Genomic DNA, 17,556 nt, shown 5'->3' on the forward strand with positions numbered 1-17,556 from the left:
AAACAGTCATTAACAATGTATTCTTTGGCAACGTCCAGAAAATTATTCTGGCTATCAGTGCGTTTCTTCAGGACGTCATGCGCCGAAAAAAGAAACGATTGATCGGTTGTGCGTTAGATTAGTAAACATTAATTCAACTTATATAGATGATATTACACGCCACTTTTTTTAGTTTAGAGGGAATAAGTCCACAAAATTTATGGACACAAACAATAAGTGTACGAAAACCAAAGAGACTACATTTAAAGAGGTGATAGAAATGGAGACAGTTAAAGAACAACAATCTCATGAAACACATAACCATGACCATGATCACGGAAAGATGCCCATTATTTTGTACTTCATTGGTTTAGCCCTAGCGCTTATTGCTTTATTTTTAAATGGAGAGTATACAATTACTAAGAACATTTTATTTTCAATTGCAACAATTAGTGCGGGCTATCATGTCATTCTTCTTGAAGGAATTGGAGAAACAGTTGAAAATACAAAAGCCAAAAATAAATTTACACCTAATTCCCACATTTTAATGGGATTAGCTGCACTTGGTGCTTCACTGATAGGGAATTTTTGGGAAGGAACGTTGCTGATTCTCATATTTTCTGGTGCGCATTTTTTAGAAGATTATGCTGAAGGTAGAAGCAAACGAGAAATCACAAAATTACTTAAACTGAATCCAACGACTGCCAGATTGATCATTTCTGATGGCAATACAAAGATTGTTGATGTTAATGAATTAAAAGTGGGAGATCGGCTCCAAGTATTGAATGGAGATCAAGTACCCATTGACGGAGTCATTTTATCTGGAAATACCTCCATTGATGAATCTTCTATCAATGGAGAAAGTATCCCTAAAGAAAAATCAAAAGGAGACGTGGTTTTTGGGAGTACGATTAATGGAACAGGAACTTTCACAATGGAAGTCTCAAAAGAAAATAAAGATACTGTCTTTTCAAAAATCTTACAACTAGTCAATCAAAATCAAAATAATCAAACAAAAGCCGCCAGTATTATCCAGAAATTTGAACCGAAATACGTTACAGTTGTTTTAATGGCAATACCGCTCTTCATTATACTCACTCCTATGATTTTGGATTGGACTTGGTCACAAAGTACTTATAGAGGATTAGTTCTTCTAGTCGCAGCTTCACCGTGTGCTCTAGCTGCAGCTACCGTATCCGTAACTTTGTCAGCCACTTCAAACCTAGCTAAAAGAGGCGTACTTTCAAAAGGAAGTTCATATTTGTCTCAATTAGCCGGGATTCAAGCAATTGCCTTTGATAAAACGGGAACCTTAACGAAAGGAAAACCTGAAGTAACCAATTATTATTTTACTAATTCTGTAAACGAAGAAAATATTATTGATATCGTAGTGGCTCTTGAAAAGGAATCCAACCACCCCTTAGCAGATGCTATTCTAAGAAAGTTTGAACAAAAAAATAAACTAGCTATTGAAGTAGAAAATCAGATTGGTAGAGGATTGACAGGAGATTACAAAGGTAAAAATTATCGAATAGGAAAGCCGACTTCTTTTGACGGTGTTTCAGATGAATATATTCATTTAAATAGTGAATGGGCGTCAGAAGGTAAGACAGTCGTATATGTAGCAGAAGATGAAGAAGTGATTGGTCTGATTGGGCTAATGGATATTCCAAGTGAACATGCGAAAGAAACTATTGAGTATTTTAAAAAACTAGGTATACACACTACTTTAATTACTGGTGATTCTGAAATGACCGGGAAGGCGGTTGCTGAACAGTTAGGACTGGATGAAGTTATCGCTAATGTTATGCCGGAAGACAAATCTAATATTATAGATCAACAAAAAGAAAACTATGGCATAACCGCTATGGTGGGCGATGGTGTAAATGACGCACCTGCTCTTGTGAAAGCAGATGTCGGAATTGCTATGGGAGATGGTACGGATGTTGCAGTAGATGTATCTGATCTAGTTTTAATGAAAAACGATTTATCCAAATTAGTAAAAGCTCATCAGATTTCCTTAAAAATGAATCGTGTTATTTGGCAAAATATTATTTTCTCAATGACAGTTGTAGCATTTCTAATTATCGTTACCTTATTAGGATTAACGGATATAGCAATCAGCGTCATTATTCATGAAGGAAGTACATTGGTTGTAATTCTCAATGGGCTTCGTTTGTTAAGATCTAGATAATCTGGTCCAGACTTTTTTAAAATAGGATTACTATAAAGTGTTTGTAAAAGTACTTTTTTACAAACTTATACAGACCAAAAGAGAGAAAAGAGGCTTTTAAATTTGCCCTTTTCTCTCTTTTACTTAAGCAACTCCTAGAAAGCTATTGAAAGTTCCCTTAGAAATCATACGCACTAAAAGGAAGGTTATTAGCGGTCTTTCCATTCCAATTCAATGGCGGAATGGACAATCCTCAGGTCGGAAGTAGCCTTTCTTACTTTTTCTTTTATAGCGGCTGAATCCGCAAGGTTATCTCCCTCAACAGAAAGATGTAGATTCAGTGCATTCTCTTCTCCGTCGATCGACCAAATATTTAAATCCCCGACAGACAATACCCCTGGAATTTTCTCGATTTTCGCCTGTATTTCTTCTATATCAATTCCTTCGGGCACGCCTTCTAACAGAATTTTCATGGTTTTAGTAAGATTGCGCACAACGTTCACTAAAATAAACAGGGCAATTGCCAGGGATAAAATCGGGTCGAGGATATGAATATCCTTGAACAGCAGAACAATGCCGACAATCAGTACTGCCACCCATCCTAAAACATCTTCGAGCATATGCCAGGACAGGACTCCTTCATTTACTGATTTTCCTTTATGTAACTTGAAAGCTGCATAACCATTTAAAAGAACGCCTACAATGGCAAACCAAATCATCCCTTGGGCATTGGAATGTTCCGGATTAAACAGCAAAGGGATAGCCTGAGTAAAAATATAAATAGAGCCAGCAATCAAAACAGCTGCATTGATTAATGCGCCCAAAAGGGAAAAACGTTTATAGCCGAACGAAAACTTCTCATCCCCTTCTTTATTTGAAAAGTTTTGTAGAAACCAAGAAATCCCTAAAGCAATAGCGTCTCCTAGATCATGAATAGCATCAGACATGATTGCGACACTGTTAATTAAAAAGCCGCCAATGAGTTCTCCTATTGAAAATAGAAGGTTGATCATGAAAGCCAACTTGATATTCTTGGTGGATTTATGAGCTTTTGCCATGATACGTCCCCTTTCCCTGACTCCTGTTTTAGTTTCGATTTTAGAAAAATTACGTGGATTCTAAATGCACAGCAGAATCATCTGTCCTTTAGTCATCTATTCCCCGGAAACATCAAAATATGCATAACATTAATAAGTGGCCAATCGTTCATGTGGTCGTGCTTACTCAATGGCTAAATTAATATTCAACTTGTTTTCCTATCACTACTGATTTGCCATAGATTACAGGTGGTGTTTTCCATTCGTCACGTAATGTATTCATAATCGTAAAATCTATTGCTTCGTTCATTCTAACAAGCATGTTCAAATATTAAAACAATCATTTGAATGTATCATTGACAATCTAGCGAAATATTTGTACACTTGCATTAATCAAACGTTCGTTTGAATGTTTAACTATTAGAAGGATATTAGTTGGCTCTAGTATCCATAAAGGAGTTGGTGGTGCTGATTACGACGATTTTTTCCGCTGTTGCAGCTTACGTTGCGACCAGCATTGATTATGTCATCATTTTGCTGATCCTGTTTTCGCAGACGATGAAAAAGGGTCAGTTAAAGTCCATTGTCATCGGTCAATATCTGGGAACAGCCATATTGGTGGGCGTCAGTCTGTTGGCTGCATACGGCCTTGCCCTCGTGCCAGAACATTGGGTCGGGCTACTCGGACTCATTCCGATTTATCTGGGAATTAAAGTGTGGTTGAAAGAAGAAGAAAATGATGAAGAGGATATCTTATCCCGCTTATCTTCCGGAAAGTCCAATCGCTTGTTTGTAACCGTCACGGTCATTACACTGGCGGCCGGCGGCGACAACATCGGCGTTTACATACCCTACTTTTCAACCTTGAACTTGAGTGAAACCGTTGTGATGCTGGTTGTCTTTGCCGTCATGGTCGCCGTCTTGTGTTATCTTAGCTACCGTTTGGCATCCGTTAAAGCTGTCTCTGAAACAATCGAAAAGTGGGAACGTTGGATTGTGCCGGTTGTCTTTATTGGATTGGGCATTATGATCCTGGTGGAGAATGGGACATTCCGTTTCCTTTGGAGTTTGATGAACTGAATTGGTTTTTAATGCTCTTTGTTTCTATAGAAGAGAAAGACTGCTGTAAAACAGCGAGTCAGAAAAAGGAGTGAAAGAAATTGGCAAAAGATATTTGTGATGTGGTCTGTGTAGACGAGGAAAAGGTGGAAAGAGTCCAGCAACAGCTGGCAGAACAAAATCCGTTGGAAGTGGCGAAAATTTTCAAGGCATTGTCCGACGATACGAGAATCAAAATCGCTTATGCCTTATCGCTGGAGGACAAACTCTGTGTTTGCGACGTAGCCAATATCATCGGCTCTTCTACGGCCACCGCCTCCTATCACCTACGATTGCTAAAAATATGGGATTAGCAAAATACCGCAAAGAAGGAAAATTGGTCTATTATTCGTTGGATGATGCACATGTGAAACATCTGATTCAAGTGGCCTTCGCTCATCAGAAGGGGTTGTTGAAGTTGGTTGAGAAAGCAAAGATAGAAGAGGAAAAGCTGTCTATCGTGTTGAGGGATTTTCTTGTGCCAACTGTGCCGGGAAGTTCGAAAAGAACGTCAAAAATTCCCGGTGTGGAAGATGCGAAAGTGAATTTCGGCGCTTCTAAAATTTCCGTTTACGGCGAGGCGACTGTCGAGGAACTGGAAAAAGCCGGCGCTTTCGAGAATTTGAAAGTGGCACCGGAAAACCGAAACGCCAGGCGGCTCCTGAAGTGAACGTGGCAGTCGAAGACAAAAACGTCTTCCGTGTGGAAGGCTTTTTCGTGTGCGAACTGCGCAGGGAAATTTGAGAGCAACGTCAAGAAAATCCCCGGAGTCCAAGATGCAAAAGTGAATTTTGGGGCCTCGAAAATTTCCGTTTACGGGCGGCCTCGGTTGAAGAATTGGAAAAGCCGGTGCTTTTGAAAACTTGAAGGTCGCTCCTGAAATCACAAGTCGGCAAGCTGGTTCGAAAACGGAAACCGATAAAGCGACAGCTATAAAGAGAAAAAGTGCCGTTCTATCAAAAGTACAACGTCTTGCTCTACTCCACCCTGTTAATTGTCTTCGGATACATTTCCCAGTTCGTCAACGGGAAGAAAACTTGATGACGTCCCTCCTGTTCGTGGCAGCGATTGTTATTGGCGGATACTCGCTCTTTAAAGTCGGTTTCCAGAATTTAATACGCTTGGATTTCGACATGAAGACCCTCATGACCGTCGCGGTCATCGGGGCGGCCTTTATCGGCGAATGGGCGGAAGCGTCCATCGTGGTCATTCTCTTTGCGATCAGTGAGGCACTGGAACGCTATTCCATGGACCGGGCCCGACAATCCATCCGTTCGTTGATGGACATTGCCCCGAAAGAGGCACTTGTCCGACGAAATGGACAAGAACAGTTGATTTCAGTGGACGACATTGCCGTCGGGGATACCATGATCGTCAAACCCGGACAAAAGATTGCGATGGACGGCATGGTGGTCAACGGCTATTCGGCGGTCAATCAGGCAGCAATTACCGGTGAATCCGTACCTGTCGCCAAAACAGTGGATGATGAAGTCTTCGCTGGCACGCTGAATGAAGAAGGCTTGCTCGAAGTCAAAGTCACCAAGCTAGTCGAAGACACGACCATTGCAAAAATCATTCATTTGGTAGAAGAAGCGCAAGGCGAACGGGCTCCTTCACAGGCGTTTGTCGATAAATTCGCTAAATATTATACACCGATCATCATGGCCGTTGCAGCACTCGTGGCCATTGTCCCTCCCCTCTTGTTTGACGCCAACTGGGAAACCTGGGTCTATCAAGGGCTGGCTGTTCTAGTCGTAGGTTGTCCGTGTGCGTTGGTCATTTCGACTCCAATTTCTATTGTATCCGCTATTGGGAATGCAGCGAAAAAAGGTGTTTTGGTAAAAGGCGGCGTGTACCTGGAAGAAATGGGTGCCATCAAAGCGATTGCGTTTGACAAGACCGGCACCCTGACCAAAGGGGTTCCTGTCGTCACAGACTTTGAGGTATTAACCAAGAGTATCAATGAAAAAGAACTACTTTCCATCGTCACAGCGCTGGAGTATCGCTCCCAGCACCCCCTTGCTTCGGCCATCATGAAAAAAGCGGACGCAGAGAACATTTCTTATTCTTCGGTCTTGGTCGAGGACTTCTCTTCCATTACCGGCAAAGGGATTAAAGGAACTGTCGAAGGGATCACGTACTACATCGGCAGCCCGATTCTCTTCAACGAGCTGGGCGCCGCAAGTGCCGATAAGAACTTGGAACAAACCGTCACAGCTCTTCAAAATCAGGGAAAGACGGCGATGATCATCGGAACGGAACAAAATATCCTGGCGGTCATTGCCGTGGCAGATGAAGTCCGTGAATCCAGCAAGGAAGTCATCCAAAAATTGCACCAGATGGGCATCAAGAAGACGATCATGCTGACCGGTGACAACAAAGGGACCGGTCAGGCCATTGGCCAGCAGGTTGGCGTCACCGAAATCCAGGCCGAACTGATGCCGGAGGATAAACTGAATTTCATCAAACGCTTACGAGCTGAATACGGCAACGTCGCGATGATTGGAGATGGCGTGAACGATGCTCCGGCACTCGCTGCCTCTACTGTCGGAATTGCCATGGGTGGTGCCGGAACCGATACCGCGATGGAAACCGCTGATGTGGTCTTGATGGGCGATGATTTGAGCAAACTGCCATTCACGGTGAAATTGAGCCGGAAATCCCTGAACATCATCAAAGCGAACATCACGTTTGCAATCGGCATCAAAGTGATCGCGTTGCTATTGGTCATCCCGGGTTGGTTGACGCTCTGGATCGCCATTATGTCGGATATGGGTGCTACCCTTCTGGTCGCGTTAAACAGTTTACGGCTGATGCGCGTAAAAGAGTAACGAAAAGAGCTTTCCAGCCAAATGGAAAGCTCTTTTCTGAAATACATACTATCGCTCATCCAGTCTGCAGCAAGATCTTATTTAATTCTTGAGATAAAGGGTATGGAGTTTTAGAAGGGGCTACCCTGTCACGAAGCAGCACCTTGTTAGTGCAGGTCCTCATTTGCGATATAAAATAAGCAGAATCCTCATTTTATTCAATGACCAAATGCTAAAGGAGGAAACAGAAATGACTGAAGAAGCAAAAAAGGATATTGATCTATTGGTGATCGGAGCCGGGTCGGGCGGCTATGTGGCGGCCATTCGTGCTGCACAGCTCGGGAAAAAAGTGGTGTTGGTGGATAAGGCCGAATTAGGCGGCGTTTGCCTGAACCGCGGGTGTATCCCTTCCAAAGCGCTGATCAGTGCTTCTGAACGAGTAAAACATATCCAGCATGCCGGCTCTATGGGCATCAAGGTTTCGGGTGAAGTGGTCGTAGACATGCCGGAAGTCGTAAAATGGAAGGACGGCATCGTGAACAAACTCACGAGTGGGGTCCAGACCTTGCTGAAAGGTAACGGCGTGGAAGTCATTAGCGGTGAGGCTTACCTGGCTGAATCCCAGCAGGTAAAAGTCAAAACTGCAGACGGAGAACAGCTCTATACCTACAAAGATTTGATTCTGGCAATCGGTTCCCTGCCGACCGAACTGAAAAGCCTGCCGTTCGATCAAGAACGGATTCTCTCATCAACAGAAGCTTTGACACTCCAAGAAGTGCCGAAACATCTCGTGGTGGTCGGTGGTGGGTATATCGGTTGGAACTCGGAACAGCGTATGCCAAATTCGGAGCCAAAGTGACCATCCTGGAAGGAACGGATACCATTCTTCCGGGAACGGACTCTGCACTGACAAATGTGGTAAAACGTCACTTAAAAGATTTAGGAATCACCGTCATAACCAATGCCATGGTCCAAGGCGGTGAAAATACAGGTGAAGAAGTCAATGTCAGGTTCCAAGTGAATGGCAAGGAAGAAATCGTTACCGGCGATTACTGCTTGGTTTCCATCGGGAGAAAACCGAACACAGGAAGCATCGGCTTAGAAAATATTGGTGTGGAACTTGATCAACGTGGATTTATCAAGATAAATAACCAATGTCGAACCACGATTGACCATGTGTACGCAATCGGCGATTGTGCAGGCGGTGACCTTCTTGCCCACAAAGCGAGTTATGAAGGCAAGATTGCGGCTGAAGTGGCAAGCGGACAAAAAGCGTGATTGATTTTCAAGCGATGCCGTTTGTTATCTTCAGCGATCCGGAAGTTGCGTATACCGGATTGACCGAAAAGCGGCAAAAGAACAGGGCTATGAGACAGTTTCAAGTCGTTTTCCGTTCCAGGCGAACGGTCGCGCTTTATCCATTTCCGATGCCGATGGTTTTGTGCAGATTGTGGCTGAAAAGAGACCAAAAGAGTATTGGGTGTCCAGATGGTGGGACCGGAAGTATCATCTCTTATTGCTGAAGCAGTTTTGCGATTGAGACCGGAGCAACTGCCGAAGACCTCAGCCTGACGATTCACGCCCACCCTACATTGCCGGAGCCATTGATGGAAGCTGCGGAAGGAATCATGGGACACCCAATTCATATGTTGAACAGAAAATAACTTTAGCGAAAACATCATCGAGACCGGCCTGCATATTCATAAGCGCAGGCCGGATTTTTACATTGGTGTATTTGTGATTTTCTAAGGCGATGTTTAACAGACTAGCTAATCAATTTACTCGCTGTTCTTATAAAAGAGTTCTTTATGACAAAAATCTACTTAAATTGAAAAGGATGGGATTTTCATGAAGACAGACAAAAAGGAGCCTATATACCGGCACTCAAATACCATTGGATGACCCGGTTCTATGATCCGTTAATTCAATGGGGAATGCAGGAAAAGAAATTAAAATGCATCTGGTCCATCAAACAGCCCTTCAATCCGGAGAAGTGGTAATGGATCTGGCTTGTGGCACAGGGACGCTTGCTCTTTTCTTCAGCGTTCACAACCCAGAGTGCATGTGGTTGGAGTTGATGCTGATCCCGAAATACTATCCGTCGCCAAAAGAAGGTAAAGAAAATCAAGTCCATCATATCCGGTTTGAGGAAGGATTTTCTGATCGACTTCCTTTGCCAATCATCTATTTCATCATGTCTTTACCAGTTTATTTATTCATCATTTGACACTAGAGAAGAAGAAGGAAACATTTGAAGAAGTTCATCGGACACTCAGATCAGGCGGTCAATTTCATCTTCTGGATTTCGATAAACCGCAAAATGGCTTGATGCGTGTTGCCTTCTTCCCCGTCCAATTCCTAGACGGATTTGAAACCACTTCCCCTCATGTCAAAGGCATTATTCCAACTCTCTTGAAAGAAACCGGATTTGCTGCAATTGAAGAGACGGGGCAATTTTCAACCGTGGTTGGAACGTTACGGGCATACAGAGCTTTTAAGGCATAAATTTCTCGATATTCCGCTACTTTCTTTCACCGTACTTGCATTTTCTATATCTATTTTCATTAAATTCACTTTGTAATCATGAGGGACAAAACTTAAAAGGTTATTAGAAAAGCGTTCGTAAAAGTACACGTTTGCGAACGATTGAAAATAGCTAAAAACCTAAAAGAACGTTCGTAAAAGTGTCAAAACACTTTACGAACGTTCAGAATTAATCTGTAGATTAACGAACAGAGATATTTTCATGAATACAAGACTATTCACTTTATCAGTGTAATATTGTTTGGGCTTATTTTAGTCCCAACCACTTCTTTAATTTCTCAAAGATACTTAAAGGTTTCTGGTGACCTTCAACATGTTTTTTAATAGCAGAATGATCACTTTCTAACACAGCATCTACTTGTTGTTGATTAATTGCTCCTGCCCATTCTACCTTGTCATTAGTGATGAAATAGTGTGATTTACAATTAAGAGTCCAATTTCCGACTGATGGTCTGAGCGAAACTGTTTCACCATCATAAATTAGTTTCCACCTTGCAGGTGAAAGTGAAGTGACAATGACAGATTTACATCCACAAGGACACAAATGCTTGGCAACATCAAATTCAATAGAAATATACAAAACATCTGATTCCATCTGAGAAGGAATATATTCGACAAATCTATGCTTCATGCCCAAATTCCTCTTCATCAATGATAAATGTTGAATTAAAGAAAGTATCTTCTGTGGCGTAGAAACCATTCATTTTCTTCCATGTTATAACCGCTTGTACCGCATTTAATGCATTGAGTTCAGAGATTTGAATGTTTTGAGCGTAAATGTCTTGATCAGCAGCCTCTGACATAGCAATTTTATTTAAATATGTTTGATTTTCAGGTGTCACAAGTGTTCTTCTTACAGTGCCTCTCACTGAATCATTCACCAAGGTAACTCCCATACCTAAATCTATAAAGGGAATGCCCTGCGTCATTAAATAGGAAATGATTGTTCGTTTAGCCTCTGCTTTATCAATTGCAAGAAATACAAAATCATGCCCCCCTAACAAATCAACATTTGCTTCGTTTAAGTATTGATCATAAGCAACTATCTCATTACGGAGAGCTTCATATTTCTCTTTAAAAAAGGAACTTTTGCTCGGCCTTTCTCTGAGCTCGTTTAGTGTCATTGCTCCTGGCATTCTAAAAGCATTATGATTCAGTATGTCATCCCCATCAAATATAGAGATTTGTTTAACCGGTGTTTTGCTGACAAAATCTAATAAATACGAGCCGGTACCGCCTAAGCCAACTATGGCTATTTTCTGATTCCGTAGTTTTTGTGAAGCGTTTGTTAAATTAGCTCGGGCAGTATGCGTATCTGCATATTTAAAAACGCTACTTTCATTAAATGTATACTCACTGCTATATTGAGCAGAAATTCCGGGATCGATAGATTTGGCTGGATCTGATAACAACTCAATATACTTGGTCATTTTTGTATAAAAATCAGCATAACTTCCTGTAACCGGTTTAGAAGACAAGTAGTAGTTCCCTAAAATTTCTGAATTTAATTTATTTGTCGTAGCACTATTTACAAATGATGAGCTTGGTTGACCAAGTTGATTGCAAGGATATTCTCCCGCAAAGTAAACAGTGTGATCCTGCGGTGCCCCTATGCTTTCACCAGATATCGTTAGGGGGCAAAAGATGGCCCCGAACAATATCTTCTTTTCTGCATTGACGTAAGGTATTCCTGCAACAACTAGATTACTCTCTACTATAGAGGTGGAATACCCATCGTCCTTTAACTTTTTCAAATCTTCATTAAGATCGATTAGTTGAGTCGACATTTATTCGCATCCCCTCTTTCATATCAATAGTATCCCCAAAAGAATAGTGCTGCTTTTGTTTGCCGCCATCGTCATTCTTTTTGTAGATACCATAGTATATGACTGTTGCGATTCATTATAACTACAAAAGCTAATTCAACGACCTCTTGAAAAGAATACTTCCTCTTTTCAATTTCTTTTCTTCAGCATTAATTATTACTGTAATTAATTTTTCATAAACTTACACCCCTTCATTTTTATTCACATGTGTTACTTTATTTATAACATTTGTTATTTAAGTTGTCAACCTATTATAACATGTGTTATTTTAATGAAACAGAATGTTACTAAGAGAGGGACTTTTATGTTATTAAAAACAGACTAATACGAAAACGTAAAGAACTCAATATAACTCAAACTGAATTAGCCAAGAGAGCTGGATTAACCGCACCTTCTATCAGTCAGTATGAATCCGGGCTGCGAAATCCTCCCTACGAGGCTATCCTCAAATTAGCAAACGCTTTAAGTGTGAGTGCTGATTATCTAATTTCCGGAAGTGAAGCTAGTAATGATAATTCAATTGATCCGATACAAAGTGTACTTCTTAAAATTACGCAAAGTCTTTCGACTTCACAAAAGAAGATGTCGTTTTTCTGTTCTCTCCTCGTTAGGGCAAGAAAAACATTTTGATTTTTACTCAACAGATCCAAAACAATATGCAAATCATATATAAATCAGAATTTAATGAGATCTTTCCTATTAGCGTTTCAAAATTAACTGAGAAATTCAATGTACGCGTAATAAAAGGAGACCTTAACGAAGAGGCAGACGCCATATTATTTAAAAAAAGTAAAGTTATAATTGTTGATAGTCGTCTAGAACTTGAAACTAGAATTAATTTCGCTATAACTACTTTGGTTGGACACCTCGTCATACCTTGGCATATTAAAGACACATATCACTTAAGAAAATTTGGAACTTCTACATTGCTTACAGACAAAACAGAAACGATAGAAGCTACTCAATTCTCTACTAATTTACTAACACCACCTTTAGAATTAGAAAAATATTTTTCAATTTATAAAGAAAAAAATGTAAGTCTAGAAGAACTAAAAAAACTTGCTGAAGAAAAATACCATGTCTCTTTAACCAATTTGTGCAACCGTCTGGTTGAACTGCATAGTGATAGATTCGTCGTAGTAACCTCTGATGAGGACGGTATTAAAAAGCCTTTCTCAAGTGGTATCACATTAAAGGAGAAAGGTACTTTACTAGACGAAAGAAGTAAAGCTTTTGAGCTGTTGAAATACTCTACTAAAGAAGAGGAATTTAAAGAAGGATTAGTAAAAGCAAATGCTTGGATAAATAATGTATCTGATGAAGAAACAGTTTACGAGAGTTCAGTTTATAGTCGCAAATACAATTCTGTCCTTACATTAATAACAAAATCGAATAGATAAATTTAATAATCATAAAAGACAGTCTCCACTTCAGAGACTGTCTTTTTTTTCACTTTTTATTCTTCTATATAAAGTAGCTGAAGAAATTCCCGTAGCTTCCTGTATTTCTTTAACGCTCATTCTCTGCGAATGGTAGAGAGCAAGTGCTTGATTCAGCTTTTGATGATTTACTTTAGGACGTCCACCTTTTCTTCCCCTCGCTCGTGCAGCTTTTAGGCCAGCCATTGTTCGTTCTCGAATAATATCCCTCTCGAATTCTGCTAAAACCGATAGCATTCCAAACATCGCTTTTCCTGCAGCCGTCCCTGTATCGATATTGTCTTGGATGCTGACGAACTCTACTCCTTTTTCTCGAAGTAGTTCTGCAATTTCAATCAATCGCTTTGTGGATCTTGCTAATCGATCTAATTTATAAACGACGAATTTATCACCGGCACGTGACATCTTAATCGCTTGCAATAATTCCGGACGATCATCTTTTGCTCCAGATAATTTTTCCTGAAATATCTCTTCGCAACCGAATTCTTGTAAAGCATCCAACTGTAAATTCAAAGATTGATCAATTGTACTGACGCGAGCATATCCGATAATCATAAAATCCCTCTTTCTCCTTAATTACCAGATTAATTATATCAAAAATACCCGTTTAAGATGAATAGTTTTTGACATGGTTTTTGATAGAGTCTGGAAGGGGATGAAAATCTCCTGTTACTTCTACTGATATTTTGCGATGATTTTAACCGTTATTTTGCACATATATAAAATGAAAGAAGGCTCAACTGTTACCGCAAGATAATTTGAGCCTTCTTTCTTTGTATTATCGGAGAATATATTAAACCAGTTTGTTAATCTCATTATATAGAATATCAAGCCACTCATTTTGAGGCGAAATAATTTGAGGTAAGTTTTCTAACGGAGACCAAAATAGTTTAAAAGTGTGATTGTCTGTCTCTATTTCCCATTCATCAAGGTGACTGTTTGATTGTAGATGATAAAATTGCCTTGATACTTTTGATGCTACCTTCGACTGTTCGGTCCAACCAGTTATCTGATAGGTAATGTAATTGGGATCTGGAAATTTATCTCCTTCCTTATAAGTTACTTGTACAAATTCTCCTTGAGTTCGCTCATATAGAACAGTGATACCTCTTCTTATTTCCGCCCATTGAAAACTAGCGATGTCTGGTCTTGAAAATATTTTTGCTTTATCAAAAGTGATATAACTGCCTTTTAACTTTTTTTCTTGATGCCCAATATTCTTACATGAAATAAAATCGTTAAGACCTGTTTCTTCCCGGGCTTCTCTGATAGCAGCTTGATAATAGTCCTCATCTATTTCTACAGTACCTGCAGGTATTTGAATACCTGCATTTGGATGCTGAATTAAAAGAAGTTCTTGCTGATTATCTTTTTCTCTTGTAATAAAACATGTAACTTTTCCTAATACGTTTTCCATAATAACCTCCAAGGAAATATTTAGTAGACCAATTTGTGAAAAACCTTAAATCCTTATGCTAGTTGTCAATCTTCTTTAATTGAACTATTACGTTAATATTCATATTAACATAAATATCCAATTAGAATTATTCAGTAATTTACGAGTTATCTTTTGGAGTGGACATGTAACAAAACTCGTCCTTTTCTGGACACGGTGCTGGCCGATTTAAAAAGGATCTTTTTTATATGTTTAGTGTAATAAAACTCTGTACATTATTCTATGTTCACTAACCATTCAATTTTTATCTTATGGTACAATCAATTCATAGAAAAAGACGAAAGAGTGATTGGATGTTAATTGGATATGCACGAGTTTCAACCGGATTACAAAATTTGGATTTACAGATGGATGCGTTAACAGCTTACGGCTGCGACAAAACATTTTACGATAAAATGAGTGGAACGAAAAAGCAACGTCCGGGTTTAGAGGAAGCCATTAACTATGCACGTGAAGGAGATACGATTGTCGTTTGGCGATTGGATCGCTTAGGAAGAAACATGCAGGATTTGATTCAACTTGTAAATGCCTTAAATGAACGGGGGGTTGCCTTCCACAGTTTGCAGGAAAACTTGACGATGGATAAACGCAATGCAACCGGACAATTGATGTTCCACTTGTTTGCGGCATTTGCGGAATTCGAACGGAACTTGATTGAGGAACGTTCGGCTGCAGGACGGACAGCTGCCAGAGCAAGAGGGCGTCTTGGTGGACGACCGGAAAAGTTTGGAACAAAAGACATTGAAATGATGCGTTCTTTGATTCAAAACGGTACACCAATCAAAGATGTGGCTGAAAAATGGAATGTTTCCCGAACCACCATTTATCGCTATTTGGAAAAACAGTAAATCGGAAAGGTTGCTGCTTATGCAGAACGTACCACCTCCTTTAACTGGCTCTTCAGAAGAACAACGACAAACAGCCATGGCCAAGTATCAAATCATTGCACCCTATCTGCAATCCGAGAAAACACTGACGAGTATTGCAAAAGAAACAGGCATCGCCAAAAGAACGTTGCATTATTGGGTTCAAGGTTACGACCAGTTCGGATTGAAAGGGTTAATCCGAAAAACGAGAAGCGATTCGGGTTCTCTGCAGGTCAGTCCCGAAATTGTCTCAGCGATTGAACGATTGATTTTGAAGTACAGAAGAAGTTCATTGACCTCCATTCATCGAATGATCTGTGTGCAATGCCAGGAAAAAGGCTGGCAACAACCAAGTTATTATCAAGTGGACAAAATTTCAAAGTCGCTCTCGGAAAGTTTGAAAGTATTGGCCCATCAAGGTCAAAAAGCATATGAAAACCAGTTTGATCTAATCCACCGCAGAGAAGCCAGCTACCCCAACGAAATCTGGCAAGCCGACCATACACTTCTCGATATTCTAGTAATGAATGAAAAAGGAAAGCCAGAGCGACCTTGGTTAACCGTTATTTTAGACGAGTTTAGTCGCGCTGTAGCCGGTTTTTATGTAACTTTCCAAGCACCTTCAGCTATTCAAACGGCACTTACACTGCATCAGGCAATCTGGCGTAAACAAAACAAAGACTGGTCCATCTGTGGGATTCCCGAACAATTTTATACGGACCATGGCAGTGACTTTACATCGAATCACTTAGAGCAAGTAGCAATCGACTTGAAAATATACCTTGTGTTCTCGGCCATTGGAAAACCAAGAGGACGAGGGAAAATCGAGCGCTTCTTTTTAAGCATCAACCAGTTGCTGTTGCAAGATTTACCGGGTTATTTGGGGAATGGGATTCAAGCGAAATTGCTGACGTTAAATGAGCTTGAAGAAAAAGTCGGCGAGTTCATTGTTTACAATTATCATCAGCGTATCCACAGTACAACAAAAAAAGAACCCATTCTTATGTGGAATGCTGATGGATTTTTGCCGAATATGCCTGAGAGCTTAGAAAGCCTTGATTTACTTCTGTTGCATGTTGCCAAAGCGAGAAAAGTTCACTCAGACGGGATTCACTTTCAAGCTTTGCGCTTCATCGATCCCAATCTTGCTGCGTATGTCGGTGAATCGGTTGTGATTCGTTACGATCCACGTGACCTAGCTGAAATCCGAGTCTTTCATGAGGATCGCTATTTATGTACAGCCATCTGTCCGGAAATTGCTGGTTATACAGTCAACCTAAAAGAAATTGTAGCTGCCCGAAATCAACGGAGACGTATGTTGAAAGGGCAGCTTAAGCCGGAGACCACTGTCATTGAAGAGATAGTTCAGTCTAAACAAACAGTAGAAGATACTGGAAAACCTGCCCCACTCAAGTCAACCTTGAAGAGGTATTTCAATGAATAATACATCGCTATTTATCGAAACGAATGAATATAAGCGCTTTGCTGAATTCTGTGATGCCTGTATCAAATATCGCTACATGGGCGTTTGTTATGGTTTACCTGGGGTGGGAAAGACCCTCTCTTCTCGCTATTATGCGCATTGGGATTATTTAGAGAAGCAAATCAGCTATCGGCACAGCGATTCCATTGGCATCCATGCAGATGAAAAAATTTTCGATTGCCATACGCTTTTTTATACTGCACCTGCAGTCAGTGCTTCTAGAATGACAAGGGAGATTGGTTTAATAGATAGCAAATTAAATATGGTGAAGTCTGTCTATCAATCTATGGTTACTGAAGAAGAGCCACAATTTACGGTCAATTCATTTGAGGACATTGACTTACTTATAGTAGATGAAATCGATCGTTTAAAATTGCAAAACTTAGAACAACTTCGGGATATTTACGATCAAAACGACATAGCGATCATATTTATCGGCATGCCAGGCATCGAAAAACGATTGTCCCGTTATCCTCAACTGTACTCCAGAATTGGATTCGCTCATGAATTTGACCGATTAAGTAAAGATGAAACACACCATTTGTTGACCTATAAATGGCAAGAACTCGGCTTACCTATTAAGCTGGAGGACTTCTCAGATTATGAAGCCTTAGCCAGTATAATCAAAATTACAAACGGGAATTTCCGTCTTATTCAACGGCTATTTTCACAAATTGAAAGAATCCTTAAAATTAATCAACTTACTTCAATTACAACAGAAGTAGTCGAAGCTGCGCGTGACAGCCTGGTTATCGGTATTAAATAACCAAAAAAGCTATCTTCCCATAACAGAGGAAGATAGCTTTTTTATACAAAATAACGCGTAAATAAGTTTCAAACAGTCC

The 17,556-nt window shown here is 40.3% G+C and carries 13 protein-coding genes and 3 pseudogenes; 11 read left to right on the forward strand and 5 right to left on the reverse strand.

Annotation, left to right across the window (positions count from 1 at the left end):
- Window positions 1-259: 259 nt before the first annotated feature.
- Window positions 260-2,173 (forward strand): heavy metal translocating P-type ATPase, encoded by a 1,914-nt coding sequence (locus CW734_RS16330; protein ID WP_101191819.1) that lies wholly within the window; start codon window positions 260-262, stop codon window positions 2,171-2,173.
- A 188-nt stretch (window positions 2,174-2,361) separates the two neighbouring features.
- On the opposite strand, the gene CW734_RS16335 is transcribed toward CW734_RS16330, so the two are convergent.
- Window positions 2,362-3,210 carry a cation diffusion facilitator family transporter gene (locus tag CW734_RS16335; protein WP_101191820.1) on the reverse strand — a complete coding sequence of 283 codons (849 nt, stop codon included), beginning with the start codon at window positions 3,208-3,210 and terminating at the stop codon, window positions 2,362-2,364.
- A gap of 447 nt (window positions 3,211-3,657) precedes the next feature.
- Between CW734_RS16335 and CW734_RS16340 the strand changes: the two genes are divergently transcribed.
- The 5 genes and pseudogenes from CW734_RS16340 (at window position 3,658) to CW734_RS19290 (ending at window position 9,324) form a co-directional block, all read left to right on the forward strand.
- A complete protein-coding gene (locus tag CW734_RS16340) occupies window positions 3,658-4,269 on the forward strand; it encodes a CadD family cadmium resistance transporter (protein ID WP_101192235.1) in 612 nt (203 codons plus the stop codon).
- A gap of 80 nt (window positions 4,270-4,349) precedes the next feature.
- Window positions 4,350-4,693: pseudogene (locus tag CW734_RS16345) on the forward strand (ArsR/SmtB family transcription factor); the annotation flags it as partial.
- Window positions 4,694-4,740: 47 nt separating this feature from the next.
- A pseudogene (locus CW734_RS16350) lies at window positions 4,741-7,118 on the forward strand (heavy metal translocating P-type ATPase); the annotation flags it as partial.
- Between the two features lie 229 nt (window positions 7,119-7,347).
- Window positions 7,348-8,761, forward strand: a pseudogene (gene lpdA, locus CW734_RS16355) (dihydrolipoyl dehydrogenase).
- Window positions 8,762-9,024: 263 nt separating this feature from the next.
- Window positions 9,025-9,324 carry a class I SAM-dependent methyltransferase gene (locus CW734_RS19290; RefSeq protein ID WP_232787111.1) on the forward strand — a complete coding sequence of 100 codons (300 nt, stop codon included), beginning with the start codon at window positions 9,025-9,027 and terminating at the stop codon, window positions 9,322-9,324.
- A 564-nt stretch (window positions 9,325-9,888) separates the two neighbouring features.
- On the opposite strand, the gene CW734_RS16365 is transcribed toward CW734_RS19290, so the two are convergent.
- Together CW734_RS16365 and CW734_RS16370 are read right to left on the reverse strand one after the other, a co-directional pair.
- Entirely contained in the window at window positions 9,889-10,272 is a 384-nt protein-coding gene (locus tag CW734_RS16365; RefSeq protein WP_101191821.1) for a ubiquitination-like system serine protease family protein, read from the reverse strand.
- Window positions 10,262-11,428, reverse strand: coding sequence for a ThiF family adenylyltransferase (locus CW734_RS16370; protein WP_101191822.1), 1,167 nt, complete (start codon window positions 11,426-11,428; stop codon window positions 10,262-10,264). Before CW734_RS16370 ends, CW734_RS16365 begins: the two co-directional genes overlap by 11 nt.
- A gap of 363 nt (window positions 11,429-11,791) precedes the next feature.
- Between CW734_RS16370 and CW734_RS20135 the strand changes: the two genes are divergently transcribed.
- On the forward strand, window positions 11,792-12,097 hold the full coding sequence (locus tag CW734_RS20135; RefSeq protein ID WP_442956976.1) for a helix-turn-helix domain-containing protein: 306 nt from the start codon (window positions 11,792-11,794) through the stop codon (window positions 12,095-12,097).
- Window positions 12,094-12,867, forward strand: coding sequence for a hypothetical protein (locus tag CW734_RS16380; protein WP_101191824.1), 774 nt, complete (start codon window positions 12,094-12,096; stop codon window positions 12,865-12,867). The genes CW734_RS20135 and CW734_RS16380 overlap by 4 nt, the downstream gene beginning before the upstream one ends.
- A gap of 30 nt (window positions 12,868-12,897) precedes the next feature.
- On the opposite strand, the gene CW734_RS16385 is transcribed toward CW734_RS16380, so the two are convergent.
- Both CW734_RS16385 and CW734_RS16390 read right to left on the reverse strand, forming a co-directional pair.
- Entirely contained in the window at window positions 12,898-13,461 is a 564-nt protein-coding gene (locus tag CW734_RS16385) for a recombinase family protein (protein WP_101191825.1), read from the reverse strand.
- Window positions 13,462-13,699: 238 nt separating this feature from the next.
- Entirely contained in the window at window positions 13,700-14,323 is a 624-nt protein-coding gene (locus CW734_RS16390) for an NUDIX domain-containing protein (protein WP_101191826.1), read from the reverse strand.
- Between the two features lie 332 nt (window positions 14,324-14,655).
- Here CW734_RS16390 and CW734_RS16395 point away from each other — a divergent pair, with 332 nt between their 5' ends.
- Genes CW734_RS16395 through CW734_RS16405 form a run of 3 tightly spaced genes read left to right on the forward strand, consistent with a single transcriptional unit; the run spans window position 14,656 to window position 17,477 of the window.
- Window positions 14,656-15,210: a recombinase family protein gene (locus CW734_RS16395; protein WP_101191827.1), complete on the forward strand. Its 555-nt coding sequence runs from the start codon at window positions 14,656-14,658 to the stop codon at window positions 15,208-15,210.
- 19 nt (window positions 15,211-15,229) lie between these two features.
- The gene (locus CW734_RS16400; RefSeq protein ID WP_101191828.1) at window positions 15,230-16,672 is read left to right on the forward strand and encodes a Mu transposase C-terminal domain-containing protein; all 1,443 of its coding nucleotides are present in this window, start codon (window positions 15,230-15,232) and stop codon (window positions 16,670-16,672) included.
- Window positions 16,665-17,477: an AAA family ATPase gene (locus tag CW734_RS16405; RefSeq protein WP_101191829.1), complete on the forward strand. Its 813-nt coding sequence runs from the start codon at window positions 16,665-16,667 to the stop codon at window positions 17,475-17,477. Before CW734_RS16400 ends, CW734_RS16405 begins: the two co-directional genes overlap by 8 nt.
- Window positions 17,478-17,556: the final 79 nt, after the last annotated feature.

It is taken from the genome of Planococcus sp. MB-3u-03, assembly GCF_002833405.1.
In the GTDB taxonomy this organism is placed as follows: Bacteria; Bacillota; Bacilli; order Bacillales_A; family Planococcaceae; genus Planococcus.